Origin of the sequence: Halosimplex aquaticum (genome assembly GCF_028747785.1) — an archaeon.
GTDB classification, from domain to species: Archaea; Halobacteriota; Halobacteria; order Halobacteriales; family Haloarculaceae; genus Halosimplex; species Halosimplex aquaticum.
In genome coordinates, this window is sequence record NZ_CP118158.1 from 1694608 (window position 1) to 1717630 (window position 23023).

The window sequence follows — 23023 nt, forward strand, 5'->3', positions numbered from 1 at the left end:
TCGTTAGTCACCCGCGAGGGAGTCCTGACTGGCTGCGCAGTTGTTCGGCCCAAGCTCCAGCGTGAACGCTTTATCGTCGTCGACGGCGTTCTGGCCGAGGTTCGTCGCGATGATGTCCTCGTAGTTGGCCGGCCGCGGCGGCATGTCCGAGAGGATGAGGTCGACGAAGTCGTCCTCGTCCATCGTGAGTGCGTCCATCTCCTCGACGAGTTCGCCGATGGACGCGGTGTAGGTGCCGTCGTCTGCGGGCTTGGCGGCGTCGCTGAAGTGGGCACCACCGACGAGCGTGTCGTCGGGTAGCGTCAGCACGCGCTCCTGGAGCGACTCGTAGAGCATGCGCGCGGCGTCGGGCGCGCCGTCGTCGCCCTCTTCGAGGTCGGGGCGGGCGACGCTCTCGACGAACAGCCCGTCGCCGGTCGCGAGCAGACTGTCGTCGACGAGGTACGAGGTCATTCCGGTCGTGTGGCCGGGCGTGTAGACAGCTTCGATGGTGGCGTCGCCGACCTGGAAGGTGTCGCCGTCTGCGGCCGTGGTCAGTTCGTCGGCGTAGGTGACGCCGCGGTCGACGGCGGCCTCGGGGATGATGCCCTCGACGCCCTCAGCGTCGAGATCGCGCACGCCCGAGATGTGGTCTGCGTGGATGTGGGTGTCCAACCCGTACTGCAGGTCGACGCCGAGGTCGTCGGCGTCCTCGAGGTAGCGGTCGGTGAACGCCCGCAGCGGGTCGATGATCGCTGCCTCCCCGTCGTCGTAGAGGAGGTAGCCGAGACAGCCAGAGGAGGGGCGCTGGTACTGCAGCAGGGTGCCGGCGCCGTCGTAGCGTTCGACCTCGACGGCCTCGTAGATGCTCGCCCAGCCGTTCATCCCATCCTCCAAATGGTTCACATCGTAGCCGCGCTCGGCGAGCGTGCCCGCGACGAACTCGCTGGCGCCGCCCTTCGCACACAGGACGGTCACCTCGAGGTCATCGGGGATCTGATCGAGGACGTCCTCGTCGATGTCGTCCTCGAGGAACTCGAAGTACGGGACGTTGATCGACGTGACGTTCTCACCGTCGATACGCCACTCCTCGTAATCTGATTGCATACGCGCGTCAAGGAGTGTGACGTCCTCGCCGGCGTCGATACGATCCTTCAGCGTCTCCGGGTCGACGGTTTCAACGTCGACATCCGGAGTCGGGAAGTCGTCGGCGTTCATGTTGTGCAGTCGTTTCTACTGGATGGACGTACAAAAGCATTTGCATAGAAGTTCCCTAACTACACAATACTAATCCGGGATATGCCACCACTATTTTCCCCAAACGTCCGAAAGACGGGTATAAGAGAAGTATCATTGGGTTATCCCGCTGCTTGGTCTATTGGAGTATTCCCAAGAACCGACAATCTTATACTTGGATAGGGGGTATTGTGCGATAGCTCCAATACAGACTAACGGAGCAGATAACCAATGAGTGCTGAATTCGACATCACGGAGACGCTCGACGTCAAAGGTGCATCGTGTCCCATGCCAGTGGTCAAGACGAAGTCTGCTATCGACGACCTCGCGGAAGGTGAAATTCTCGAAGTGCTAGCGACCGATCCCGGAAGCATGAGCGACATCGACGGCTGGGCGTCCGGCACCGAAGGCGTCGAGCTCGTCGACCAGGACGAAGGCGACGAAGTGTACAAGCACTACGTCCGCAAGACGGAGTAACGATGAGCACGGACACACCCAACGCGTCCGCCGACGACACGCCTTCCCGTGCGGAGCTGGCTGCACGCGTTGACGAACTGGAGGACGCACTCGCCGAGGCAACTGACGAGGACGACACCATGAAGATGAGCATCATCGCCACGAAGGGCACGCTGGACATGGCGTACCCGCCGCTCATCCTCGCTAGCACCGCTGCCGCGTTCGGTTACGAGGTGACCGTCTTCCACACGTTCTGGGGGCTGGACATCCTCCACGAGAAGCGTTCGAAGAACCTTAAGCTGAGCTCCGTCGGCAACCCCAACATGCCCGTGCCGAACGCCGTCGCAGCGCTCCCGGGCATGGACCGCGTGACGACGAAGATGATGGAGAAGAAGATCGACGACAACGACACCGCAACAATCGAGGAACTCATCGAGACGAGCCTCGACATGGGCGTAGAGTTCCAGGCCTGTCAGATGACCATCGACCTCATGGACTACGACGAGGACGACTTCTACGACGGCGTCACCACGGGCGTCGGCGCGGCGACTGCCCTCCAGGACATGGCTGACGCCGACATCCAGCTCCTCGTCTGAACCCCGATGAACAACCTTGAGAATCCTATTCCCCGGATTGTCGATGCCGTCGCGGAGGCGGAGGACGTTGAGCCGGTCACACTCGATCCGCCGCTAGCTGAGGTCGTCGATCCGGATGCAGTAGAAAGGTTAGTCGAAGATTCAACGGCGTCTGACCTCGAAGTTCGATTCGCGTATCGTGGTCACGACGTCGTCGTCGACGACAGCGGGCGCATACAGGTCGACTGAAGTCGACAGAACTTCTCTTCGATAGCGGTATCCCACCGACGGCCACTGCAGCAGCGGCGTCCGATTTCAACGAGTAGGCTCTGAGAGACTATCGTAGTGAGGAGCAGCGGAGAACTGTGGTCGCGTCAGGTCCACTCCGATTCGAGGGCGTCCAGCAGCCGCTCGGCCTCAGCGTGAGTGTTGACCGCGTGGACCGACGCGCGGACGGCATCCGGCGTCGGCAAGGCCCGAACGACGATTCCCTCTGACGTGAGTCGGTCGACCGTCGCTTCGGGGTCGTCCACGTCGATGGTCACGAGTCCCGACTCGGGGTCTACGGGACTGAGAAGCCGATCGTCGGGGACACCAGCGGTTAGCTGGCCGGCCAATTCCCGGATCCGATCAGCGATACGCTCCTCGCCGATCTCGTCGATCGCATCAATGGCCTCAGCCAGGGCGACGTGTGGCGCCGGGTTGGCCGAGCCGACCTCAAATCGGCGGGCGCCGGCTGCGAACTCGTAGGGATCCGCAGTCGGCGTTTCGACGCTTCGGTAGCCGACTGTGGTGGGCGTGAGGGAGTTGGCGACGTTGCGGTCGACGTAGAGGAAACCACCACCCCACAGCCCCAGCAGCCACTTGTGACCGGCCGCCGCGACGGCGTCCGCACCCCACTCGCCGACGTCCATCGGGAGCTGTCCCGGCACTTGCACGGCGTCGACGAGCGCGAACGCGCCAGCGTCGTGGGCGATATCGACGAGATCGCCGACGGGCAACTGGGTGCCGTGCGTCCACGTCACCGCGCTGAAACAGGCCAGTCGGGCGTCGGCGACGGCCTCGGCGAAGGCGTCGAGGTCGACGCGACCGTTCTCCGTCTCGACGACGCGAACCTCGACGCCCTTCTGTTCTAGGCGTTGCCACGGGAGCGTTCCGGCTGGATGCTCGAGGTCGGTTCGAACGACGGTGTCGCCGGGCTCCCAGTCGATGGCGGTCGCGACGGCGTTGATGCCCGCGGTCGTGCTCTCCGTGAGCGCGATCTCGTCGGCGTCCGCACCGACGAAGGTGGCGACGCGCTCCCGCACTCGGTCGTATGCGTCGAACGCCACCTCGTAGGGGTCGTTTCGCGTGCTCGTTTCGTACTCGTGTGACCGGACGAACTCGTCAGCAGCCTCGACGACGTACCGTGGACTCGGCCCGTGAGCGCCGAAATTCAGGTAAACGTCCTCGTGCAGGGCGGGCGTGTCGGCGCGGAGTTCTCTCGGGTTCATCTCGTTGTCGGTGAGTTAGTCCCGATACCGGGTGATCAGGTCGCGGAGTGTCTGTTCGTTCTGGCCGCCACGAAGCTGTTTCACCGGTTGCCCGTCGATGAACAGGACGAACGTGGGCGTTCTCTGGGCGCCGAACTCGATCGCCGTTTCGAGATTCGATTCGATGTCGATCGTCAGGATCGTCGCGTCAGTGTCTTCCGCGAGTGCTTCGAGAACCGGCTTCATTCGTTTGCAGGTGCCACACCACTCCGTGTAGAACTCCACGAGCGCAACGCTGCTGTCTTCGACGACCGTTTCGAGGTCGACGTCACCGAGCGAGACCACGCGGTCCGTCTCCGCTGTCTGTGTTGTCATTACGAGATTCTACGCACCGGATGTTTAATAGTCTTGGGCCAACCATACAATACAATTTTGCTCAGCCACCCTCTCACTGCCGAAGCAGTACGGTAGAACCGTCAGCCTGGAGGCGTTACTGACCGATCTGCGACTCCCACCGTGCTGGTAGCTGAGCGTAGACGACGGCGTTGTCGACGAGTACGTCGACTGAAACGTACTCATCTGGCGTGTGGACGGTGTCAGTTCCTAGCGCGAACTCAACGGTCGGGATGCCGGCATTCCGGAGTTTCTTGGCGTCACCACCTCCCGTAGCGCTCCGTCGGAAGACGCGATCACCCGTGGCCTCCTCTGCGGTCGACGCGACGGCTTCGACGAGTGGGCTGGCGGGTGCTTCGGCCGTACCGACGCTCCAGGAGACGTCGGCGATTGTGATACCGTCGCAGTCGGCGACGCACTCCCGAATCTCCGCGAGCACATCGGGCGTGTCGACACCTGCGGTCAGTCGCACGTCAACTTCGGCGTGCGCAGACTGCGGGACGGTGTTTATCGCGTCCCCGCCCTTGAGGACGCCGAGATTGATCGAGGGGTACCAGAACAGCTCTCGAGCGGCAGCCTCACCCATCGAAGGGGCGTAGTATTCGACTGACTCCTCGACAATCGGTGCCACGTCAGCGTTGATCTCGAGTCGCTGGGTACCAAACCGTTCGCGCATAGTCCCGACGGCGTCGTAGAGCCGGTCGATGGCGTTGACGCCGAGTACCGGTCGGGAGCCGTGGGCCCCCTCACCGCTGGCTTCGAGCGTCAGCCAGATGCTGCCCCGGTCCGCGATTGTGACGGAGTGGCGCCCTTCCTCGCAGGTTGGCTCGCCAATCACGCATGCGTCAGCGTCGAGCTCACCAGCGTCCAGTAACGCTGGCAAGCCGGCGTCACCACCCACTTCCTCGTCGCTCACGAACGCGAATTGGAGGTCGACAGGTGGCTCAGTATCTGTGGCTGCGAAGGCCTGTATTGCGAACAGCATCGACGCCACGGCACCTTTCATGTCGGTTGCACCGCGGCCGTAGACGTGTTCATCGACGCGCTCGCCAAGTGGATCGTGGGACCAGGCATCTGCGTCGAAGGGCACCGTATCGAGGTGGCCATTATATAGCAGTGTGTGGTCAGACCCACCCGGTAGTCGAACGAGCAGATTCGGCTTTGCTGGATCGACTGCAAAACGCTCTACTTCGACCGGATGCGGGTCGAGGAATTGTTCGATCTCGGCGACGATTTTGCGCGTGTCGCCGGGTGGGTTCGACGTATCAATTGCGAGGAGATCGAGGGTGAGCGCGACCAGTTCCTCTCGGTGTGCTCGCACGTACTCGGATGGCGTAGCGTCGCTCATTCGCCCGCTACCTTCCCCTCGAGGACTTTCGCCGCCGTGAGTATCGGGTCCCAGACGGGGCTGAACGGCGGGGCGTATGCCAGATCGGCGTTCCGGAGTTCAGTCACGGTCATTCCCGCCGTGAGCGCCGTCGCCACCGTGTCGATCCGTTTCGCCCCTTCCCGGCCGACTACGCTTCCGCCTAGCAGCCGGCCGGATTCCCGGTCAGCCACCAGCGTGACGGTGATCTCTGCGCCATCGGGGTAGTAGTGGGCCCGCGTCGGTGCCGATATCGTTACTGAGACGGGGTCAAAGCCGGCGTCCCGTGCCCGTTCCTCGTCGAGGATGCCGGTCCGGGCGGCGCCCAGGTCGAACGCCTTGACGATGGCCGTTCCGGCGATTTCGCCGACCGGCTCCGGATCGCCGACGACGGTCTGGCCGATTGCGCGGCCGGCGCGGTTGGCGGTCAGCGCCAATGGCACGTGGTCCGGCTCGCCGGTCACGACGTGGCGTGCCTCCGCGCAGTCGCCCGCAGCGTAGATATTCTCGTAGTTCGTCCGACTGTACTCGTCGGTCGCGATGGCTCCGGTCTCGCCCAGCTCGATGCCGGCGTCCGCCGCCAGGTCGGTGTTCGGTTCGACACCGACGCCGACGATGGCGACGTCGGCGGGATGGGACTCGTCGTCGAGCGTGACGCGCTCGACGCGCTCGGCGCCCTCGAACCCCGAGACGGCGGTGTCGAGGTGTAGCTCGACTCCCTGCTCGCGGAGGTGGTCCTCGACGACTTCGGCCACCGCGTCACCGAACGGCTGGAGGACGTGCGGTAGCATCTCGTAGAGGTGGACGTCAGCGCCGCGCGCCGACAGCGCCTCGGCCATCTCGATGCCGACGTACCCACCGCCGACGATGGCTGCGGAGTCCGGCGAGTGTTCGGTGACGTAGTTCTCGATGGCGTCGGCCTCGTCCATGTCGTGGATCGTGAACACGCCGTCGAGGCCGAGCCCTTCGAACGGTGGTTCGATAGCGCTCGCGCCCGTCGCGACGAGGAGATGGTCGTAGGGCTGGTCGAACGTCTCGCCGTCACCCTCGACGGTGACGGTTTCGCCCTCGGGGTCGATGCCGACGACCTCGTGGCCGGTCCGGAGGTCGACGTCGCGCTCGTCGCGGAACTCCTCGGGCGTCACGGCGACGAGGTTCTCCAGGTCCTCGACCTCGCCTTTGACGTAGTAAGGCATCCCGCAGGCGGCGTAGGACACCCACTCGCCCTTCTCGAAGACGACGACGTCCAGCTCCGGGTCCTCGCGCTTGGCCTTGCTCGCGGCGCTCATCCCCGCGGCGTCACCGCCAACGACCACGAACGTGTCGCTCATGTCTGAGAGTTGGTGCAGTAGCGTCAAAAGTATTTCGCGGATTTCACAATATTGCTAGAGTCTCTCCGGGTGCTCAGAGCGACCTCACTCGGAGAGAGATTCTGTGGCTGGGCCAGTCACGGAAGCCCGCGGGGTCAGTGCGGTCCATAGGTCGGCAACGAGGAATGCCCAAGCGACGGCAATCAGCAGGTAGCCGACGAGCGTCAGCGAGTCCGCGAGTCCCTCGAGTGGCGGCATCGCCGTGCCCCAGAGTGCGAGCATTCCGACGTTTACGCTTGCAATCTGGACCCTTGACGGCCGGCCGACGGTCTCGACGCCCACATCCAGTAGGGAGACGACGTCCTGCGTCTCGTTCCCGAGGGAAACCACGACGGCGGGTAGGAACGCCATCGCTAGCTGGAGCATCCACCCGAACACCAGGCCGTCGATTGCCGCTAACTCGATTGCCGTCCCGGGAACGGTCTCTGGGAACAGCAACACGAGCGGCGCCCACGGGACCGGGAACGTCAGCCAGAGATACGCTCCGAGAACGAGCGCGAGCCGCCGAGTGCGGATCCGGTCACCGGCTCGGTACGTCCCGACGACGTTCGCCAGCAGCGCTACGGTTCCGACGACGTACACAGCCAGTCCGCCCATCGTGAGTTCGTGGCGCGCGAGCCACGGCCCGGCGACGAGTCCCGCCGCGCCAACAGTGACCCCCCAGTAGGTGACGCCACGGAGCCGCGGGTATCGGAGGTCGGCTCCGAACAGGTGCGGGATCGACGTGAGGAGTGCGCCGGCTGCGACGAGCGCGAGGAAGCCCCAGACGTTGGCGTGAACGTGTGCCTCGATCGACCCGAAGTACCCGCCGGGCCCGTGGAGGTTCAACAGCATCCCGAACGCGGCGAGGATGCCGACGACCAGAAACCAGGGTGCGGTTCTGAAGAACCTGGCCCCTCGGTCGCCGGACGTACTCGCCCGGAAGACCGTCACCAGCAGTCCGCCGAGGGCCGTGAGGACGAGCGTCGCACCGACCGCAGCGGTCGTCGTGTCGCCGGTCGCCATCCCGATGAGGATGAGTGGGTATCCCGCGTTCAGTGTAAGCCACTGGAACCACCTGTTCCGGGTGGTCGCGGCCGTCGTCGCGGACGCAGAACCCGCGAGGGCCGGGAGGACGCCGAACAGCACCTGTGTCAGCCCCCCGATAGTAACGAAGTGGATCGTCAACCAACGGAGCCGCGGCAACGCGTCGATCGCTCCGAATTCGACACCCAGCTTTCCGATGACGGCCAGCAAGCCGACGGATAGATACAGGCCGGCCATGAGAAGGAACGGGTTGTTTCGTGTTTGCATCGTCGTGAACACCTGCCCCAGTATTATCATCCGGTCCGTGTACCAGTTCGGACGAACCTGTCGGTTGTGTTCGAACATGTGAGCATAACTCGAACATGTCAGGAGGTGGTTCAAGGGATTCCAGTGACGATGTTCCAGTATGCCCCGAGCCCAGCTCTCTATTTCCCTGCCGTCGGATGTCTGGATCCGCGATTTGTCGACGTCCTACGACGCCACAACGTTCGAAGTCGTGACAGCGCTTGCAGGCGAGGACGCAGGAATCGCACTCCTCCGGATCGAGAGTACCGACCTCCTCGACATCCTCGCGGACGTTCGGGGTCAACCGGACGTTGTCGACGTCGACTTGCTCTGGAAGCGCGAGCGCACTGCGCTCGTTCAAGTCGAAACGACGAGTCCGTCGTCGAAATCGGCTCTTCGGAAGCCGACCGACTGCTGACACCTCGACAGCACGAGGTGCTGGCCGTCGCGATCGACGAGGGGTACTACGCCGTTCCGCGCGAAGCGACGCTCACCGACGTTGCAGAGACGTTGAGCGTCTCGAAGTCGACGTGCAGTGACATCCTCCACCGCTGTGAGAGCAGCATCGTCACCTGGTTCGCCACAGAGGAGTTCACGCAGCCCTGACGAGTGCCGACCGATATGCCTCAGGGGTCGCTGTCGTCCTGCGGGCTACACGCACAGCCAGATGAGCGGACTCGATAGACGGCACCCAACACACCGACCGTTAGCGCGGTCACTACGATTCTGATGAGCCCACCACCGAGTGCAGCCGCCGTTCCCCCGGCAGCCGCGGCGCCGGCGGCCGGCGCCGCGAAGAGACAGCAAAGACTCAACGCGCCGCCAACACCGAGTAGTCCCCACGGCGGTGTCGACGCGTCCTCCGTACTCGCCTCCGTCGGTCGCACTGTCAGCACACCTCGCAACGCCGGCGCTGGTAGACCAGGAGCGCGGCGAAGCACGCGACGCTCACGACGCCGAGGATTGGGCGGAGCGGGTCGAAGTACGTCATGAGTGCCGACGAGCTGAACAGCGCGAGCAACACGGCGTTACAGATCGGACAGCCGAAGGCCAGGAATCCGCCGACGATTCCACCGGCAGCGAATCGATCGCCAATTGGCTCCTCGGCTAGCGAGCGCTGGTAGACGAACGCGCCGGCGAAGCGGCGGTCGCGACGAGGAACAGGTAGTCCGCCGGGGTCCGAGAGATCATCCGCACGTAGACCGGGTTCGGCAGCAGGCCGGTCACCGCCCCGAACAGGACGAACACCCCGAGGCTCACGCCGACACTCCGGCGCAGACGGGGGCGCGGCAGCGCCGTCATGCACGCCCACCTCCGTCGAGCGAACACGTCCGTGGGTCGCCTGCGCGACCGAGGAAGAAGAGGAGCAGGGCGATTCCGCCGAGTCTGAGGAGGTTGCCGTCGAACGGCAGCGCCGCCATCGCACCGACGAAGCCCAGCGCGCCGAGCACGCCCGCGCCACAGCTTGCACAGCCGGCGGCGAGCAGTCCGGGGAGCACGCCGACGATCGTCGACGCACTCCGGCGACGCGCGCGCTGGACCAGCGCAAGCGCGTTGGTCACTCCGATACCGGTCAGGACGGCGTACGTGGCGACTAGCGCGAGCCCAAGGTAGCCGGTAGTCAGGTACACTTCGCGCGTGAGCGCCGTAACCGCGTAGCCGACGTCGGTCGGGTCGGTCGCGAGCACCTGGACCGAGAACTGGGGGAACGAGCTCAACACCAGGACGACGTACGTGGCGACAGCCACGACGGCGGTCACCAGCAACCGCGCGTCCGACGTGAGCGGATAGCCGAGCGCGTCGCGGAGGTCACGAATCCATTCGCGACTCGTGGCGGCGCGGTTCCCGGTCACGCCTCCATCACCTTCTCGATCGCCTCGGCGAAGTTCTCGTAGGGGTGGGCACCGACGAGCTTTCCGGCCGCCCCGGAGTCACGGTTGTAGAGTACGAACCCAGGCGTCCCCTGGATTCTCGACTCCCGGGCCACGCCGACGTTCAGCTCGATGCGCTCCCGAATCGACGCGCCGCGTTCCTCGCGGCAGGTCTCGACCGCGGACAGGTCAACGCCAGCCGTCTGTTCGGTGACCGCCGCGAACGTCTCGTCGTCGGCCCAGTCCGTGCCGGACTCTGGCTGTTCGGCGAAGACCGCCGCGTGCCAGTTCCAGAACGCGTCCGGGTCGCTGTCGGCGACCTGCGACCACACGCAACGCCCCCAGACCGCCGCTGACGTGGAGTATTCTCCGATGTTCGGGTAGGGCAGCACGGCCAGGCGCGCGTCGCCGGTGTCGAGGAACTTCCGGCCGAGTTCCGGGAGTGTCTCCGTCTCGAACTGCTTGCAGAACGGGCACAGATAGTCCGTCCAGTAGTAGATGTCTACCGGCGCGTCGCGTTCACCGGCGATGGGGCGGCCGTCGAGGTCGACGTGGAATCCGGTCGTTCCGGAACCAGCGTGCGTGGTGTCGGGGACGTAATGCTGTCCGCTCGGACCGGATCGCGACCCAATGTAGGCGACACCACCGCCGAACGCGAGAACTGCGCCGCCGGCGATGAGTGCTCTTCGGCGAGTTATATTGCTCTCTTCGCCCATCTATATACAATACCACTTCACATGGGCTGATAGACGTTGTGGTCCTAACTCAATCCCGCAATCGCCCCCTGTGGGGACCTATACCGCGTTTTCGACTGTCTCAATTATCGAATACGGATCGTGTGTGCCATCGTTCCGTACCACGACAACGAACCCGGTCGTCTCCCCGACTGGTGCGGCGATGGTGACCAGCGTCTCGTACACGCGAACGGTCGCGTGCAGCGGCTCTCCGTGGTACTCCTCGTAGACTGCAGTGCCGATCGCCTCCAGCTAAATGTGCTCTAGAATCGATCGGATATCCGACGCAGCCTACTGTGAGGACGCCGCCTCGTCTCGGTACAGGACATCGTACTCGCCATCCTCGTAGGACGCCAGGCCGACCAGCGTCTCACCGAGATCAGCCTTCAGTGTCGATTCGAGGGGGCCCAGCGATATCCCCCAGTGAGCGGTCATCCGCGTCAGCAGACTCATCGGTCATCGTTGGTTCACGCGTGCGCTTCGATCACGGAGCGAAGCTGCGCTTCGTCCTGCATTCCGACGAGTCGTTCCGCCGGCTGGCCGTCAGCGAACAGGACGAGGGTCGGAACCCCCTGGACACCGTACTCTGCGGCAAGTTGCTGATTCGCGTCGATGTCGATCTTCGCTACGGTCGCATCGGTCTCGGCCGCAATCGTTTCGACGATCGGTTCGAGCATCTGGCACGGACCACACCAATCGGCGTAGAAGTCGGCTAGCACGAGACCGTACTCGGCGAAAGTTTCGGACAGCTCGGCGCCGCCGTCGATATGGATCGGTTTGGACGGGCTCTTCGGGGTGGACGCCTCAGAACCGCCCGTTTCAGCCTTGTTTCGAAGCTTCGCCAATTTCTGTCGTCGGATCTCCTCGATATCTTCAGCCATTAGGTATCCGTTCCAACCGCATCGACTTATGTATTTTGCGTAAAGTGCACAATACTATTCCGTTAGATAGTTGAGTTAACAGGAGTCAGGGACAGGACTGCAGCGGCTGGTTCTCTCGGTCGTCCGAGTCCCGACTATATCGATCTTCGAACTCCTGAATGAGCTGTCCGATGTCCGCATACCAGTCGTTGAGCAATCGCTGCATATCGTGAGCAATTTCCTCGGGTGTCCGCGGACAATACACGTAGTACCCGCCGTTCTCGTAGTTTATCTGCTCCTGTACGACCACGCCAGCCTCGTGAAGCCGGGAAATCGAGCGATATGCCGTCGATCTCTCACAATCCAGTCGGTCTGCTATGTCATCGACGGTGAGTCCCCTTTCTGCCTGTTGTAGCAGCTGAAAGGCCATCTGATCCCGCTCGTTGAGACCGTGAACGTATCCCAGCAGGTCAAGACACCCCAGGTCGCGCTCAAGATCCTCACGCACTGAAGTGGCCATCATATCGGAGAATAGGGTGACAGAGAAGATTAAAGCTGTTCCCGAATATCACAATACTATTTTAGCCTAGAATGTAGCGAGGAGATTATATTTCCGTTTTCAGCGCTTTCTCGGGAGTATATCCGAAGAGACTTTGTTCTGTACACCCAAGACAATACACGAATGACGCTCCCAATCGACCCGAGCCAGATCGACCCTGCTGACATCGGCGAAGAACTGGCGACCCTCGAGATGAGCCACGAAGATGCCATCGATCACGTCCGCGACGTGTTCATTGACGCCGGTTTTGGCGTCCCCGTGGAGTTCTCGCCCTCCGAGATGCTCAACGAGAAGGTCGACGCCGGCCGCGACCCCTACTACGTGCTGGGTGCGTGCAACCCCGAGGTCGCCGACCGCGCTCTGGACGCGACTGACAACAAACTTGGGGCACTCATGGCCTGCAACGTTGTTATCTGGGAAGAGGAACCCGGTAAGCAGGTCGTCTATCACGTCTCCATCATGCGCATCGCACGACTGGTCGGGATGGCGCCCGATAACGAGGAGATGGCAGACATCGTCGCCGATACCGGCGAACTCGTCGACAAGGCATTCGAGAACCTCTAACATGGGGTATCACACGTTCGACGCCGACCGCGCCGACAAACTCGAAAATGCACAGCAACGGTACCAGTTCCTCTCCGCAGAGGAGTTGCTCTGGGCGCTATCACCAGAAGGGGACGAAACAGTGGCGGACCTCGGGAGTGGGACCGGGTTCTATACCGACGATGTCGCACCGGCTGTCAACCACGTGTACGCGGTTGACATCCAGGATGCGATGCACGACTACTATCGTGAGAAGGGCGTCCCAGAGAACGTCGATTTCCTCACCACCCAGGTGAGCGACCTCCCACTCGACGGAAACTCAATCGACGCTGCCTTCTCGACAATGACGTATCACGAATTCGCCAGCGACGATGCACTCACCGAGATTCAACGAGTACTAAAATCGGAGGGGCGCTTCGTCGTCGTGGACTGGGCTGCGACGGGAACTGGCGATGAGGGGCCACCGCTAGACGAGCGGTTCACGGCCACTGACGCGTCGGACGCACTGCGAGAGCTCGGGTTCCGCGTCGAACACGAGGCCGTCCGGCCGGAGACGTTCCTCCTGATTGCAACGACTGCCTGAACTCCATGAGATCTGGAATTAAAACATGCACAGCGTTTCGCTGTCGCTCGGACGCCATACTCGCGTTACCTGGCAGGATTGTCTTCCTCCTGACACTCGGAGTCGTCGGTGAGTAGCCCGAGTCCCCCACTGTTCGGGCCCGAGTACGACTGCGTCAAGGTCGATTGTTTCGTGGGCAGATAGGATCTCGACGGTTCCGCCGACCTGTGCATGCTGGGTAGAGTCGGAGTGGTGGAAGATCGCTTTCACACGAGTATTCATCCGTATCTACAATATCGGATGGCTCTGCGGTACGTGGCAATAGAACGGTTGAACCGCCGAACAAAGCAATATACCCGGATTCCATCGGTCAGAGTGGCCCCAATGTCGCGCCAGACTTTTCAGTCTGTGTTCCGTAGTATTTCCTGATATGAGCAAGACTGGATACGCAGATCACACGATGACACCCGACGAAGTGGCAGATCGCCGTGAGGACGATGAGCTGTTCATCCTCGACGTCCGTAACAGGGACGACTACGAGGAGTGGCAGATCGAGGGAAGTCACAACGTCCCCATCTACGACCAGCTCCTCGACGGGAACTTCACCGGACTCGAGGCGTCTCTCGACGAGATCCCGAAAGACAAGGAGATAGTTGTCGTGTGCGTCGCCGGCATCACGTCAACGGATGCAGCTGAGTTCCTCCGTGAGCGTGGTTACGACGCCAAGACGATGGATGACGGGATGAGCGGCTGGGGACGCGTCCACGTAACCTACGAGACCGACGTCGACGGCGTAACCCAGATCGTCCGCCCAGGTACGGGCTGCGTCTCGTACCTCGTCCACGACGACGGCGAGGCGATCATCGTCGACCCGAGCCTGTACGTCGACAAGTATCAGGGGGTCGCCGACGAACACGACGTCGACATCGTCGGTGCGCTCGACACCCACGCCCACGCCGACCACATCAGCGGCGGGCGGTCCATCGCCGACGAACTGGACGTCCCCTACTACCTCAACTCGATCGACGCCGGCGAACTCGATGAGTACGATGGGATCGAAGACGGCGACACGGTCATCGTCGGCGACCGCGATCTCGAAGTCCTCCACACGCCCGGCCACACGCCCGGAAGCATCTCACTCACGTGGGACAGCGCACTGCTGTCGGGCGATACGCTGTTTCTCAACAGCGTAGGTCGACCAGATCTTGAAGGGAACGACGAGATTGACATTCGAGAGGGTGCGGGGGAGCTCTTCGATAGCCTCAACCGACTCGCTGAGCTGCCTGATGACACGGTCGTCCTACCGGGCCACTTCAACGACGAAGACATCCGTCCGCTCGCGACATCGCTCGGTCAGCTCGAAGAGGACAACGAATTGTTCAGCATGAACGACCGCGAGGAGTTCGTCGACACTATCGTCGAGAGCCTCTCGGACGAACCTGCAAACTACAACCAGATCAAGGCCATCAACTGGGGCAAAGAGCCGCTAACCTCGGACGCGTCGGACCTCGAACTCGGTCCGAACAACTGCGCTGCGAACTAACGACGCATCGAAGCGGTTCAGTCCGTAATCACTGGCCGTAACACCCCCTGTCGTCTCCAATTCTCAAGACGAAACCGATGGATCATTAGCCGAAGCGACCATCGAATACGCCTATGAGCAGAAGTTCGAGCAAAGATATCGATCCAGCTGATCCGGAGCAACGGGAGGTCGGACAGGGACTCCTCGATGAAGAGATGGGGCCCAGCGGGTCAATGGCTCACTTGTATCGCGGAGAAATCCATCGAATGAGGTTCTGGCGTGAACGTCTCGACCGAACTACTAACTGGGCAATTATCGTAATAGCCGCCATCCTAACATGGTCATTTTCGAGTCCTACGAATCCACACTATGTGTTACTTCTCGGTGGCGGAATTCTCATCACATTATTGGTATTCGAGGCAAGACGGTATCGGGGCTACGATATTTGGCGGTCCCGAATGCGGACCTTACAAAAGAACGTCTTTGCGTATGGCCTTGACCCATCCCAAGGGCTCGAAGACCAAAATTGGCGGGCCGAACTGAGCAGCGACTACCGACAACCACAACTCAAAATTACGATGGAGGAAGCCATCGCTCACAGGCTTCGTCGCGTGTACCTCCCCCTGTTAACCATCGTTCTTGGTGCCTGGGTCATTCGTATCACTGCCTATGCGGATATTCCCGTGCCTGCCAGCGCAGCGATCGGGGACGCACCTGGTTTCCTTGTAATTGCCATCGTCGTCATCAGTTTCGGAGCGCTCCTGTTCATTGCTGTTCGGCCCCGGACGTGGTACGCCGAGACAGAACTCAAAGACGAAGACCTCCGCGAAAGGCAAGACAGCTAAGGGTCCCTCCTGGGGCTCCGCACGTTCCACCCCTATTCAGAAATAGAGCCTGAGGGATAGCGTCATCGTGGTCGCATAGTCGCTTTCTTCCGGGGCCGTGGATCTCCCGTCGAAGGCCAACGCTATAGTGATAGAGAGCAGTATTGTGAATTATGGGAAATATCGGGCCGTCACAACTCGACGACCGTCGCTCCGAGAAGAGCGTGTTCATCTTAGATATCCGCCCACAGACGGACTACCAGCAGGGGCATATCGAGGGCAGCTTCAATGCGCCGGTCTACGACGATTTACAGCGTGGGGACACCCATGCTCTCGATTCCTTTCTCAATAAGATCCCGAGCGAGACGGTTGTCGTTACCGTGTGCAAGGCAGGTATCGCCGCTCAGAAAGCGACGAACTATCTTCGGGACCAGGGATACAACGCTATGACACTGAATGGTGGATATACAGGCTGGCGACACTATACCGAGGGAACACTCGTCTATCGTGGCCTCTCGTTGCTACGCCAGCTGATCCCTAGCGCCGTTCCGTCCGATAGATGATCAAAAATCAAATGCAAATCGCAGACAGCCACGGGAGGAAGCTAGTGTAACAATGGGACAGTCATCTCCAAGAACAACCGGGATTCGTTCCGTTCTGACACGCTACACAGAATGGCTCGCGATTGCGGCAGCGTTCATGCATGCAGGGCAGGACCTCATGCGTGGCGAACCAGCAGCACTCGGTATCCCTCCCTGGGTGTTCGCCGGTGGCTTCTTCGGCTACGCGATCCTTCTCGCGGCGGTCAACGACCGGACCCTCACACGTGCTGTCCTTACTGGTGGGGTGCCACTCGGAATCGGCCTCTTCCATCTCATCGAGTCCCATCACGGAGGCTTCTTTATGCCCGTAACCTACGCGACGATCATCTTCGGTGGGGCGACAATCGCGTTGTACATCGCGGGAGAGTATTCGTGACGCTCCTGGTTCGGCGGTTGAGTTAGCCGCGGGCATCGAAGTACCGAACGGAAAGTCGTCTAAAACGATAGACGCTAGTCCCCAGTAGCTGGTGACTCCCGATCTGTTGAACTTCGATGAGCGCGCCAGAGACCCTGCAGATAGGCGCCGATGAACATTCCGGCGATGGCCCAGAGGATCTCGTAGTTCCCGATGCCGAGACTCGCGTATCCTGCACCGGGACAGATACCCGAGAGCCCCCACCCGACGCCGAAGACGATACCACCGACGACGACGCTTCGGTCGTAGGACTTCTCGCGCTTGGTGTAACGGTCCCCCGTCAACGGGGCCGTATCAAGGACCTCCGTTCCCAAACGGATTGCAAATCCCATAACCAGCGCGGCACCGCCCATCACGAAGAGTAGTCCGAGATCCTCTAGTTGGAGAAAGTCCAGCACGATTTCTGGGCGAGCCATTCCACTGTACGCTAGTCCGAATCCGTGGAGGAGTCCGCCGACGACGATGACTAGCGTGAACAGCGGCTGCCGGGACGTGGTGCTCATCAGGGAGTCACCCCCAGTGCGGCGACGATTAGGGCAGTGATGATTGCGACCCCGATGAACAGTAGGACATTCACGATCGACGTTCGCGATAGCGACGCGATCCCAGATACGCCGTGGCCCGACGTGCAGCCTTTGCCGATTCGGGTTCCAATTCCCACGAGGACGCCACCGCCGAGCAGCCGCCACCACTGGACGTCTGTGACGAAGATACCGGGCGTAAGAACTAGCCCATAGAGCGCAGCACCGGCGACGATACTGAGCGCGAAGACGACTCGCCAGTCGCGCGACGTGACGTACTTCTCACGCTGGAAGCGCGGAAGGTCGGAAACGTACGACAGCGTCGTCTCGAGGAACGTACTGTTTCCCGCTATGATTCCAGTTCCGAGGTAGATCACTGCGATTCCCAGGCCGACGAAGAGGCCCCCAACGAGATACTGCGTTATTCCCCGTGGGAACAGCTCGGCCCAGAGCGATAGGAGCATGGCGTTCATAATTCGCAGTCACCCAAGAGCGGATTCACTTTGCAGACAGAGTTTATCGGATCCGGTGCACTCTCGATTAGTGCCTCGGGCTGCAGCGGGCCGTTACCGTAGCGGGCACGCCAATCGTATGCAGGCATCAGGGAATCTAGTCGATTATGTCGGATAAGCGTTCTAGCTGTCTCCCCAATATACTACAATTTCGCGACCCGATGTGAGCTCACATTGGGAGGAATACCCTAACATCAGTCAGCAGCCACGGCGTCGCTGTCAGACGACGTCGCGCCCCACGCGCGGACCGTGTACGGCGTTGACGTACAGGAGGAGATGCATGACTACTATTGCGAGAAGGGCATCCCCGAGAACGTCGACCTCCTCACCACCGAGGTGAGCGACCTCCCGTTCGACGCGGGTTCGGTCGACGCCGCCTTCTCGACGATGACCTACCACGAGTTCGCGAGCGACGACGCGCTCGTCGAGATCGATCGCGTCCTCGCATCCGAGGGACAACTCGTCATCGTCGACTGGAGCGCGACCGGGGCCGGGGACGTCGGCCCACCCCTCGACGAGCGGTTCACCGTCACGGAAGCGGCAGACGCACTGTCGAACGCTGGGTTCCGCATCGAACACGAAGCCGTCCGGCCGGAGACGTTCCTCCTAGTCGCCACGGCGAAATAGAAGTCTGGAGGGAGGCCACGACCCGTACAGGGCGACAAGTGGTGCCGATCACCTATCGCTCATGCTCGTTTCCGCAATCGGCCTCGAACGAACGGTCGTATCGGCGTCACGCCGAGGTTCATCCGATCGACCTCGACGACGTCGAACGATCGGTCGGCGGCGAACACTGACGCGGTCTGTCTCGTCAGGTGACATCCACCTGCGACCCGCTTCCAGAGCGGTGCAATAAGAGACTGGACGCGAGCGCGCCACCCGTCATCCAGTACGTGTTCGAAGAAGCGGAACTCGCCGCCGGGCCGCAACACACGGGCCACCTCCGACAACGCCGCCTCGATATCCGGGATCGTACAGAAGACCATCGAGGCGATCACGACGTCAAACGAGTTGTCCTCGTACGGGAGCGATTCGGCGCCCGCTGATCGGAGATCGATCTCGAGTCCCAACTCGTCCGCTTTCTCGATGGCCTGCCGTCGCATATAGGGGTCGGGCTCGATCGCATGGAACGAGACGCCCCCATGGGCGACGGCGTTAAAGTACGAGAACATAGCCCCGGTCCCGGCACCGATATCGAGGACCGTACCGTGAAGATCTTCGACCAAGTAGCCGCGATGAGGACGCAGTAGCGTTCGCTCGACGACTGCCAACGCCGGGTCGTATATCGCAGCGAATAGTGGATGTGATGGGTCCTGTCGGCCGTCCATGCATTGGCTATGGCCGTCTGCCTGAAGTATCCAAAGGCGCTATCGACGGCTTTCGAGAGCCCTCACAGATTCTCCGTCAGTCCATCATTTTCGCCGCAACGATGGGACTACTGAACCCCTCCACCGATTTTCTCGAATTGGAGTAGAGCCTTCGAGTGTTCCACTGCATACAATTTCTACTGTAGAACCAGCGTTTTGCGTCCGCAGGGCGAACGCGCACACGGAGGTTCCATGAGGATGTCGTCCCCGACGCTCGTGTACGACGACGACTGCGGAATCTGTACGCGTGCGGCACACTACGTCGAGCGTCGGTCGGACATCGGGATTGTGGGCTTTTCGGACCTGGACGACGAGTTGCGCACGTGGCTCCCAACCGAGTACGAGCGGTGCGCACACTTGATCGTTAACGAAAGTGTCTACTCTTGTGGCGAAGCAATGGAACGCGCCTACGAGCGGACTGGACTCCCACCATCGGCGGCACTGCCGGCGCTACGACGGATCCCCGGCTATGGTGCCGTCCGCGATCGCGTATATCGACTCGTGGCCGAAAACCGGCCCTTGATCGGTAGACTGCTGCCGTAGTCATCCGATGGAGTACTCCGGAAAGGCTAGACCTCAAATTGCGGCCAGGCGGGTATGGACCGAGATTGCTGGCCATCTAAACAGCCACGAGTTCCGTGTTCACGCGAATAGCAAAGTGCAACGAGTGATAGACAAGCTGGCAATCTCGGCCATCGGGCTCCATGTCAAGCGCGAGGTTATCCGCCGGAGTCGTCCATTCTGGTGGTGACGGCGGAGCGAATACTCGGAACGCCTACGGGACGATGTACGCGTACCCGCCCGACTGCAAACGCGTCAGCTCTCCGACGCCTGACGAGACGAGTTCGACGCCGTCTAGCAGGTCGTCCGGAGTGACGTCGGTCCCCTCCAACGTGTTCTCGCACTGTTTGAAGTCGACACCGCGTTCCTGAAGGGCCTCAACTCCATCCCGATGGTCAGAGTCCCGGGTGAGGAGTCCAAGTCCCCCGCTGTTCGCGACGAGCGCGACAGATTCGAGGTCGAGCGTGTCGTCGTCGAGGAGGTTTTCAACGTTACCCAGGACCTGGGAGTGCTTGTCGGCGTCCGAGTGATGGAAAACGGCCTTCATACGCGTACTATCCCCCAGTTCCGGATAAAGAAACTGATGTTACTGCTACTCGTATCGACATCTAGCAGGGAGGCTGTCGTCCCCATACGGCGGTACTACCCGGTCCAGCGGCCCTGACTCGAGTACTTCCACGGAGTATGTAGTGAGCGACGGGGATCTAATGGTCGTGATGGTGATGATGGTGGTCGTGACCCTGCTGTGTGAACTGACCGGAGAACGCCCGTTGGACGACTTCCGGGAGAGCCGGATGGATATGGACCGACTCGCGGATGTCGTGTACTGAACCGGTTCCGGCTTTCATGGCGACGACGACCTCCTGTATGAGCGTCGATGCATCAGGGCCGACGATGTGACACCCGAGTATCTCTCCGTCGAGATCGACGAGTACCTTCACGAATCCCTCGGCCTTCATCGCATCGCCACGGGCCGTGTCTTCGTACCGGTATGTGTTTGTAGCGTACTCGCGGTCGGCACCTCGGAGATCTTGTTCACGCTTTCCAACGCCGGCGACCTCGGGAGAAGTGAAGACAGCAAACGGCATCGCCGTGTAATCGACCGGGTCTAGCTCGTCGCCGAAAATGTTCCACGTGACTGCCTGTGCCTCGTGATTGGCACTGTGCTTCAACAGGTACTCTCCGACGATGTCACCGAGGGCCCACACGTCATCGGCAGTCGTCCGCAGATACTCGTCGGTCTCGATAAAGCCCTGCTGATCAGTCTCAACTCCAGTCCCTTCGACGTGTAGTAAGTCGGTGTTCGGGGTACGACCGGTTGCGACCAGGAGTGCATCGCCCGTCACGCTCACGGTCGCCTCTTCCCCGCCAGTCACGCCGGCGTCGTCGCCGTACGTGTACGGTCGTGCCTCAACAGTCACGTCGTCACCGTCCTGCGCGGCAGTCGTGGCTTCGTGACCGGTGTGAACCGTAAATCGCTCTGAGAATCGCTCAGTGAAGGCCTCTGCAGTTTCTTCATCGGCTTGGGGGAGCAGGCGAGGGCGACGCCCAATAACAGTCACGTCGCTCCCGAAGGTACCGAAGAAATGCCCGAGCTCTGCGGCGATATACCCACCACCGACGATGACGAGGTGGTCGGGCGGTTCCTCTAGCTGGAGTGCCTCCTTGCTCGTCAGATAATCGATATCGTCCAGACCCTCGATATCCGCTATCCAGGGGCGGGTACCAGCTGCGATTAGAACCGTGTCGCCCTGGATGGTTCTTCCTTCGTCGTCGCCGGCCACAATCTCTACGGTCCGATCATCGACGAACTGTGCCTCCCCTTCGACAAGCGTGTGGTCCGGAGACTGTCGGAGGCCGCGACGGATAGACTCCGAATCTCCTTTCACATCTTCGTTGACCTCGTGGACAATATCGCTAAACGCGATATCGGTCACCTCCGTCTCGATATTAAATTCATGCGCGCTCTCGACCGTTTCCAGCACGTCTGCGTGATACAGCAGCAGTTTCGACGGGATGCAGCCACGATTGAGACACGTACCTCCGATCCGACCCTTCTCGACGATAGCTACTGATAGTCCCTGGTTCACGGCGACGTTTGCTACGTCCAGGCCAGACCCGGATCCGATGACCAGAAAATCGAACTCCTCCATGTAGAGCCAACGGGTGCCTCACGGTTGTATGTTATAGTCAACAATACAGCCACACTCTCCCGATATATGACGCTCCGTGCACAGCAGAAGGGAGGCCAACTGCGATAGCCCGAAAATCACCCCATCGTCCGTATGGAGAGACAGCCGATCTGTGCATTGCTCCTCTTCACGTTTGACATCTTAGCACCCTTCGGAACCGTGTCTCGACCCGGAGACTAAATACCAGCATGTGAAATAATAACACGATGAGTGACGCATCAGATCAACCCGATAGCGACCCGAATTCAGGAACCTCCGAGCGCGACGAGCTCCGTACGATGGCGTTCCGGATGCGAGAAATTCAGCGGCTTCTCAGCGTCCGAGTCGAACAGGAAAATCGCAGACTCGAAGCCGAAGGTATCGAACCCGTTCCCACTGCCCGCTTTCAGGAGCAACCCAAGCCGGAGGACGTCCCGGGGGGGTAACCATCGGCGTCGAACGTCCGTGGCAAGTCCCTGACCCGACCGATCCGTGAATGGTTCTGTGACGCGACACCAACTATCGTAGCGTGGTGCGGATCCGTCGACGCGCACCCCGGACGAGTTATGCTTCCATGTGCTCCTCGACGAACCAGTGGATGATGTGGCCCTCGGCACGATGGAGCACGTCGCTACACGTTGCGTTCGCGACGCCGAGCGTCTCGGCCACGTCACCTAACGTCGATTCCCGTGGTGCGCGGTAGTAACCGGCTTTGACGGCGGCCATCAGCACCTCTTGCTGGCGGGTAGTCAGCAATTGGTCAGCCTGGCTCGCGTCGATTTCACGAACGTACTCGATAGAAAATCCGATGCCCAGATCGTCGAGGTGGTCGCGGAGGCTCGAGAGGCGACTCGTCGACGTCGTCACCTCCCACGTGGCCTCCCCATCCTGGATGTCGAAGGGCATCTTGAGCGGCACGCCGGCCCGCCAGACCGGGAGGAGCGGGAGCGGATTCGCTGTCTGTATCTGGAGGAGCGCTTCGTCGTCGTGTTTCCAAAGCAGTTCAAGGTCCTCGACGTCGTCACGAGCTTGAATGTCGGTGATGATTGGCAACGGGTCGGTCGCAATGAGTCGGACGAGTCCGATACCGGTTCCTTCACCTGGGATACTCGTGACGACCTGGAACACTACCTCCGGATGAATGGTTGAGAGGTCACCAATCCAGGTATGATCTGGAAGATCTATTGCGAGTTTCGCGTGTGGCATCGTCGGTCGGTCACCCTAACAGACCGCTTATAATA

The 23023-nt window shown here is 61.2% G+C and carries 29 protein-coding genes and 2 pseudogenes; 13 read left to right on the forward strand and 18 right to left on the reverse strand.

What is annotated here, in order from left to right:
• Window positions 1-3 precede the first annotated feature (3 nt).
• On the reverse strand, window positions 4-1197 hold the full coding sequence (locus PSC72_RS08445; RefSeq protein ID WP_274325439.1) for an MBL fold metallo-hydrolase: 1194 nt from the start codon (window positions 1195-1197) through the stop codon (window positions 4-6).
• A gap of 249 nt (window positions 1198-1446) precedes the next feature.
• Between PSC72_RS08445 and PSC72_RS08450 the strand changes: the two genes are divergently transcribed.
• From PSC72_RS08450 to PSC72_RS08460, 3 genes are read left to right on the forward strand one after another with little or no spacing between them, the layout of a single operon-like run.
• Window positions 1447-1692 carry a sulfurtransferase TusA family protein gene (locus tag PSC72_RS08450; protein WP_274325440.1) on the forward strand — a complete coding sequence of 82 codons (246 nt, stop codon included), beginning with the start codon at window positions 1447-1449 and terminating at the stop codon, window positions 1690-1692.
• A 2-nt stretch (window positions 1693-1694) separates the two neighbouring features.
• On the forward strand, window positions 1695-2267 hold the full coding sequence (locus PSC72_RS08455; RefSeq protein ID WP_274325441.1) for a DsrE/DsrF/DrsH-like family protein: 573 nt from the start codon (window positions 1695-1697) through the stop codon (window positions 2265-2267).
• A 6-nt stretch (window positions 2268-2273) separates the two neighbouring features.
• A complete protein-coding gene (locus tag PSC72_RS08460; protein ID WP_274325442.1) occupies window positions 2274-2495 on the forward strand; it encodes a HalOD1 output domain-containing protein in 222 nt (73 codons plus the stop codon).
• A gap of 125 nt (window positions 2496-2620) precedes the next feature.
• Here the strand turns inward: PSC72_RS08460 and PSC72_RS08465 are convergent, their stop codons facing one another.
• The 5 genes from PSC72_RS08465 to PSC72_RS08485 form a co-directional block, all read right to left on the reverse strand.
• Window positions 2621-3739, reverse strand: a complete 1119-nt coding sequence (locus tag PSC72_RS08465; RefSeq protein WP_274325443.1) for an aminotransferase class V-fold PLP-dependent enzyme — start codon at window positions 3737-3739, stop codon at window positions 2621-2623.
• Window positions 3740-3754: 15 nt separating this feature from the next.
• Complete coding sequence (locus PSC72_RS08470; protein ID WP_274325444.1) at window positions 3755-4093, reverse strand: thioredoxin family protein; 339 nt, start codon at window positions 4091-4093, stop codon at window positions 3755-3757.
• 115 nt (window positions 4094-4208) lie between these two features.
• Window positions 4209-5459: a M20 family metallopeptidase gene (locus PSC72_RS08475; protein WP_274325445.1), complete on the reverse strand. Its 1251-nt coding sequence runs from the start codon at window positions 5457-5459 to the stop codon at window positions 4209-4211.
• Window positions 5456-6808 (reverse strand): FAD-dependent oxidoreductase, encoded by a 1353-nt coding sequence (locus tag PSC72_RS08480; protein ID WP_274325446.1) that lies wholly within the window; start codon window positions 6806-6808, stop codon window positions 5456-5458. The genes PSC72_RS08475 and PSC72_RS08480 overlap by 4 nt, the downstream gene beginning before the upstream one ends.
• Before the next feature lie 84 nt (window positions 6809-6892).
• Window positions 6893-8110, reverse strand: a complete 1218-nt coding sequence (locus PSC72_RS08485) for a heme-copper oxidase family protein (RefSeq protein ID WP_274325447.1) — start codon at window positions 8108-8110, stop codon at window positions 6893-6895.
• Between the two features lie 169 nt (window positions 8111-8279).
• Between PSC72_RS08485 and PSC72_RS08490 the strand changes: the two genes are divergently transcribed.
• Window positions 8280-8576 carry a hypothetical protein gene (locus PSC72_RS08490; RefSeq protein WP_274325448.1) on the forward strand — a complete coding sequence of 99 codons (297 nt, stop codon included), beginning with the start codon at window positions 8280-8282 and terminating at the stop codon, window positions 8574-8576.
• Between the two features lie 17 nt (window positions 8577-8593).
• The gene (locus PSC72_RS08495; RefSeq protein WP_274325449.1) at window positions 8594-8764 is read left to right on the forward strand and encodes a helix-turn-helix domain-containing protein; all 171 of its coding nucleotides are present in this window, start codon (window positions 8594-8596) and stop codon (window positions 8762-8764) included.
• Between the two features lie 283 nt (window positions 8765-9047).
• Here the strand turns inward: PSC72_RS08495 and PSC72_RS25600 are convergent.
• From PSC72_RS25600 to PSC72_RS08525, 6 genes and pseudogenes are all read right to left on the reverse strand, one after another.
• A pseudogene (locus tag PSC72_RS25600) lies at window positions 9048-9460 on the reverse strand (hypothetical protein).
• Window positions 9457-10011 (reverse strand): hypothetical protein, encoded by a 555-nt coding sequence (locus PSC72_RS08505; RefSeq protein ID WP_274325451.1) that lies wholly within the window; start codon window positions 10009-10011, stop codon window positions 9457-9459. The pseudogene PSC72_RS25600 and the gene PSC72_RS08505 overlap by 4 nt, the downstream one beginning before the upstream one ends.
• Window positions 10008-10745, reverse strand: coding sequence for a DsbA family protein (locus PSC72_RS08510; protein WP_274325452.1), 738 nt, complete (start codon window positions 10743-10745; stop codon window positions 10008-10010). Before PSC72_RS08510 ends, PSC72_RS08505 begins: the two co-directional genes overlap by 4 nt.
• A 309-nt stretch (window positions 10746-11054) precedes the next feature.
• Window positions 11055-11216: a hypothetical protein gene (locus PSC72_RS08515; protein WP_274325453.1), complete on the reverse strand. Its 162-nt coding sequence runs from the start codon at window positions 11214-11216 to the stop codon at window positions 11055-11057.
• Window positions 11217-11230: 14 nt separating this feature from the next.
• Complete coding sequence (gene trxA / locus PSC72_RS08520; RefSeq protein ID WP_274325454.1) at window positions 11231-11644, reverse strand: thioredoxin; 414 nt, start codon at window positions 11642-11644, stop codon at window positions 11231-11233.
• An 85-nt stretch (window positions 11645-11729) separates the two neighbouring features.
• The gene (locus tag PSC72_RS08525; RefSeq protein ID WP_274326160.1) at window positions 11730-12143 is read right to left on the reverse strand and encodes a helix-turn-helix domain-containing protein; all 414 of its coding nucleotides are present in this window, start codon (window positions 12141-12143) and stop codon (window positions 11730-11732) included.
• 162 nt (window positions 12144-12305) lie between these two features.
• Between PSC72_RS08525 and PSC72_RS08530 the strand changes: the two genes are divergently transcribed.
• The 6 genes from PSC72_RS08530 (at window position 12306) to PSC72_RS08555 (ending at window position 16611) form a co-directional block, all read left to right on the forward strand.
• On the forward strand, window positions 12306-12746 hold the full coding sequence (locus PSC72_RS08530) for a DUF302 domain-containing protein (RefSeq protein WP_274325455.1): 441 nt from the start codon (window positions 12306-12308) through the stop codon (window positions 12744-12746).
• 1 nt (window position 12747) lies between these two features.
• On the forward strand, window positions 12748-13308 hold the full coding sequence (locus tag PSC72_RS08535) for a class I SAM-dependent methyltransferase (protein ID WP_274325456.1): 561 nt from the start codon (window positions 12748-12750) through the stop codon (window positions 13306-13308).
• Between the two features lie 409 nt (window positions 13309-13717).
• A complete protein-coding gene (locus PSC72_RS08540) occupies window positions 13718-14830 on the forward strand; it encodes an MBL fold metallo-hydrolase (protein ID WP_274325457.1) in 1113 nt (370 codons plus the stop codon).
• A gap of 113 nt (window positions 14831-14943) precedes the next feature.
• Entirely contained in the window at window positions 14944-15654 is a 711-nt protein-coding gene (locus PSC72_RS08545) for a DUF2270 domain-containing protein (RefSeq protein ID WP_274325458.1), read from the forward strand.
• Window positions 15655-15806: 152 nt separating this feature from the next.
• A complete protein-coding gene (locus PSC72_RS08550; RefSeq protein ID WP_274325459.1) occupies window positions 15807-16196 on the forward strand; it encodes a rhodanese-like domain-containing protein in 390 nt (129 codons plus the stop codon).
• Window positions 16197-16248: 52 nt separating this feature from the next.
• The gene (locus PSC72_RS08555; RefSeq protein WP_274325460.1) at window positions 16249-16611 is read left to right on the forward strand and encodes a hypothetical protein; all 363 of its coding nucleotides are present in this window, start codon (window positions 16249-16251) and stop codon (window positions 16609-16611) included.
• Window positions 16612-16685: 74 nt separating this feature from the next.
• Here the strand turns inward: PSC72_RS08555 and PSC72_RS08560 are convergent, their stop codons facing one another.
• Both PSC72_RS08560 and PSC72_RS08565 read right to left on the reverse strand, forming a co-directional pair.
• Window positions 16686-17153: a DUF6691 family protein gene (locus tag PSC72_RS08560; RefSeq protein WP_274325461.1), complete on the reverse strand. Its 468-nt coding sequence runs from the start codon at window positions 17151-17153 to the stop codon at window positions 16686-16688.
• Window positions 17153-17644, reverse strand: coding sequence for a YeeE/YedE family protein (locus PSC72_RS08565; protein WP_274325462.1), 492 nt, complete (start codon window positions 17642-17644; stop codon window positions 17153-17155). The genes PSC72_RS08560 and PSC72_RS08565 overlap by 1 nt, the downstream gene beginning before the upstream one ends.
• 255 nt (window positions 17645-17899) lie before the next feature.
• On the opposite strand from PSC72_RS08565, the pseudogene PSC72_RS08570 reads away from it, so the two are divergent.
• Window positions 17900-18310 (forward strand): annotated as a pseudogene (locus PSC72_RS08570) (class I SAM-dependent methyltransferase); the annotation flags it as partial.
• A 59-nt stretch (window positions 18311-18369) separates the two neighbouring features.
• On the opposite strand, the gene PSC72_RS08575 reads toward PSC72_RS08570, so the two are convergent.
• On the reverse strand, window positions 18370-19011 hold the full coding sequence (locus tag PSC72_RS08575) for a class I SAM-dependent methyltransferase (RefSeq protein WP_274325463.1): 642 nt from the start codon (window positions 19009-19011) through the stop codon (window positions 18370-18372).
• Window positions 19012-19248: 237 nt separating this feature from the next.
• Here PSC72_RS08575 and PSC72_RS08580 point away from each other — a divergent pair, with 237 nt between their 5' ends.
• Window positions 19249-19593: a thiol-disulfide oxidoreductase DCC family protein gene (locus PSC72_RS08580; protein WP_382261855.1), complete on the forward strand. Its 345-nt coding sequence runs from the start codon at window positions 19249-19251 to the stop codon at window positions 19591-19593.
• A 232-nt stretch (window positions 19594-19825) separates the two neighbouring features.
• Here the strand turns inward: PSC72_RS08580 and PSC72_RS08585 are convergent, their stop codons facing one another.
• From PSC72_RS08585 to PSC72_RS08595, 3 genes are all read right to left on the reverse strand, one after another.
• The gene (locus PSC72_RS08585) at window positions 19826-20158 is read right to left on the reverse strand and encodes a DsrE family protein (protein ID WP_274325465.1); all 333 of its coding nucleotides are present in this window, start codon (window positions 20156-20158) and stop codon (window positions 19826-19828) included.
• A gap of 157 nt (window positions 20159-20315) precedes the next feature.
• The gene (locus PSC72_RS08590; RefSeq protein ID WP_274325466.1) at window positions 20316-21764 is read right to left on the reverse strand and encodes a dihydrolipoyl dehydrogenase; all 1449 of its coding nucleotides are present in this window, start codon (window positions 21762-21764) and stop codon (window positions 20316-20318) included.
• A gap of 582 nt (window positions 21765-22346) precedes the next feature.
• Window positions 22347-22988 carry a helix-turn-helix domain-containing protein gene (locus PSC72_RS08595; protein WP_274325467.1) on the reverse strand — a complete coding sequence of 214 codons (642 nt, stop codon included), beginning with the start codon at window positions 22986-22988 and terminating at the stop codon, window positions 22347-22349.
• Between the last annotated feature and the right edge of the window lie 35 nt (window positions 22989-23023).